Source organism: Polaromonas sp., assembly GCF_043778355.1.
Taxonomy (GTDB): domain Bacteria; phylum Pseudomonadota; class Gammaproteobacteria; order Burkholderiales; family Burkholderiaceae_C; genus Polaromonas.
The window spans coordinates 1-2,719 of sequence record NZ_JAYWHI010000087.1 but is presented as its reverse complement, the minus strand read 5'-3'; the positions used below and the strand labels follow the sequence as shown (position 1 = coordinate 2,719).

Genomic DNA, 2,719 nt, shown 5'->3' with positions numbered 1-2,719 from the left:
AGCGCAGGGGACCCAGACCATCGGGTCGCCTTTCTTTTGGGTACTTTTCTTTGGCGACGCAAAGAAAAGTGCCTCGCCCGCCGGGGCGAGACCCGGCTAGCCGGAAGGCCCTGCAAGGCACAAGCCAGCGCAGTCAGCAGGGCGGCCCACAAGGGCCAAAGAAAAACTTAACTCAGCGACTCAATCAAATCAATGTACTGCTGCATCGCATCTTCCTGCGAGGTGCCCTTGAGCTTGTTCCAGGCGTCCCATTTGGCGCGGGCCACCATGTCGCTGAAACCGGGTTTTTTGTCGTTGTTGTCGCCGCCGCTGCCCTGTTTGTACAGCGCGTAAATCTGCAGCAGGGTGGCGTTGTCGGGACGCTCGCTGAGGTTTTTGGAAGCGGCCATGGCCTTGTCGAAAGCGGCTTTGAGGTCTGACATGAAAGGTGCTCCGTGGTAGTTTGAGATCCCATGAATTATTGGGGTAACTGCCCGGTATCTTAGCCACACCGTTGCCAGCAGAATAGGGCACTGCTCCCAATAGGGGTCGTTTCATGCCTTCCTGGCAAGCCGGATGGCCAATTTGACTTGTCATTGCGGGCCTGACCCGCAATCCATGCTGCGATGACCTCGTCTATCCGGGTTGTGCCAGGCTTGGATCCCGGATCAGGTCCGGGATGACAGACCGGGGGCAGAACGTCACCCGCCGCATCGAGGGAAGCCGCGATGGCAGGCTGGCTATTTTTTTATCTGGAGTTTTCATGGTTACACGCGTTTCGGCCCAGGCAGCGGGCAAAAAAGTCGCGAAGAATGTACAAAAAAACGTGACGCGCGCGGTCTCCGGTACGCTGGGCCTGACGGGCGAACGCATGAGCAAGGTCGACACCGCCTGGCTGCGCATGGACACCGCGTCCAACCTGATGATGATTGTCGGCGTCTGGCAGCTCACGCCGGGCGTGAGCCACGCGGCGGTGTGTGAACGCATGGAGACCAGCCTCCTCAAGTACGGGCGTTTTCGCCAGCGCGTGATCGAAGACGCCGCCGGCGCCACTTGGGTCGAGGACCGTTACTTCGACCTGAAGAACCACGTGATCGTTGAGAAGCTGCCGAAGGCCGCGAAGGGCAAGGAGCAGGAAGTGCTGCAGGACCGCGTCGCCGAACTCGCCATGCAGCCGCTGGACCGCAAGCGCCCGCTGTGGCAGATCCACTTGGTCGAGGACTACACCGGCCCCGATGGCGTCAAGGGCAGCGCGATGATTGTGCGCATTCACCACTGCATCGCCGATGGCATCGCGCTGATCTCGGTGACCATGTCGCTGGTTGATGGCGGCGCACCGCCGCCCGAGCGGCGCAAGAAAGAAACCGGCGGCGGCGCCGAGGACTGGATTGCCGACACGCTGCTCAAGCCGTTTACCGACCTCACGGTCAAGGCGCTGGGCGCCGCCGGCGAAGGCGCGGCGCGTTCATTGAACCTGCTCAGTGATCCACAAAAAAGCATGGCTGGCTCTCTCGATGTCGCCAAGGTGTTGCTGCAGGTACTGAAAGACGGCGCCGCGCTGGCGCTGATGCCCGACGACTCGAAAACGCGACTCAAGGGCAAACCCGGCACGACCAAAAAAGTCGCCTGGTGCCAGCCGATTCCGCTCGAAGAGGTCAAGGCGGTCGGCAAGGCGCTGAACTGTTCGATCAACGACGTGTTGCTGAGCTGCGTGGCCGGCGCGATTGGTGAATACCTCAAATCGCATGGCGACGACGTGAAAGACCAGGAGATCCGCGCCATGGTGCCGGTGAATCTGCGGCCCATCGAGCAAGCCTACAAACTCGGCAACCGCTTCGGCCTGGTGCCGCTGGTGCTGCCCATCGGCGTGGACAACCCGATCGAACGTGTCTACGAAGTGCGGCGGCGTATGGCCGCACTCAAGGGCAGCTACCAGCCCCTGCTGGCCTTCAGCCTGCTGGCGATTGCCGGTCTGCTGATCAAGCCGGCGCAGGACGCGATGCTCAACCTGTTCGCCAAAAAAACCACGGCGGTGATGACCAACGTGCCGGGACCGCGCGACAAGCTCAAGTTTTGCGGATCGACGCTGGAGCAAAGCATGTTCTGGGTACCGCAGTCGGGCGATGTTGGCTTGGGTGTGTCCATCCTGAGTTACGGCGGCGGCGTGCAGTTCGGCGTGATCACCGACAGCCTGCTTTGCCCCGAACCCCAGCGCATCATTGACGAGTTCGTTCCTGAGTTTGCCAAGTTGTCTATCGTGACGTTGATGCTGCCGTGGGGCGAGTGACGCTGGTTTTATAAGTCTTTTGGGCCTTCCGCCCTTTGAAATCGGGCGCAAGCAGCTATTGAATTTATAGCAATTTTCGTAACTAACGTGGCTTGTTCATGCCCCGACGTCTTGCCAACAAGCCGGGGGTTGCCCGGCGGAAAGTAACTTTTCTTTTGCGTCGCCAAAAGAAAGTCACCAAAGAAAAGGCGACCCTGCTGTCTGCGACCCCCTTCGCTAGCGCTACGGGGGCAACCTGCGGTGCTTGGTCCAGCCGGGGCCGGGCTCGAACTCGCTGCGCTCAGACAATCGCCCGTCCTGATCCGTCTGGCCCTGCGCTCCTCGGCGCATACAGAAGGGTGGTGGGGACGGGAACGGATTCGGGCACGGGATCGGGCTCCGGCGGGGTCGCGCTTTGCGCGTCCCCGCCTCCCCGAATTGGTATTGGTTTTCGGTTCCGCTCCCCCACCCGTC

2 protein-coding genes are annotated in these 2,719 nt (G+C 61.1%); one reads left to right on the top strand and one right to left on the bottom strand.

Going from position 1 to position 2,719, the window contains the following annotated elements:
- Positions 1-167 precede the first annotated feature (167 nt).
- Positions 168-422 (bottom strand): acyl-CoA-binding protein, encoded by a 255-nt coding sequence (locus ACH2CW_RS12130; protein WP_395058430.1) that lies wholly within the window; start codon positions 420-422, stop codon positions 168-170.
- Between the two features lie 320 nt (positions 423-742).
- Between ACH2CW_RS12130 and ACH2CW_RS12125 the strand changes: the two genes are divergently transcribed.
- The gene (locus ACH2CW_RS12125) at positions 743-2,266 is read left to right on the top strand and encodes a wax ester/triacylglycerol synthase family O-acyltransferase (RefSeq protein ID WP_395058428.1); all 1,524 of its coding nucleotides are present in this window, start codon (positions 743-745) and stop codon (positions 2,264-2,266) included.
- Positions 2,267-2,719: the final 453 nt, after the last annotated feature.

Excerpts from the sequence above, each read along its gene's own strand:
- ACH2CW_RS12130 (WP_395058430.1), bottom strand. The coding sequence starts at position 422 with ATGTCAGACCTCAAAGCCGCTTTCGACAAGGCCATGGCCGCTTCCAAA.
- ACH2CW_RS12125 (WP_395058428.1), top strand. The coding sequence starts at position 743 with ATGGTTACACGCGTTTCGGCCCAGGCAGCGGGCAAAAAAGTCGCGAAG.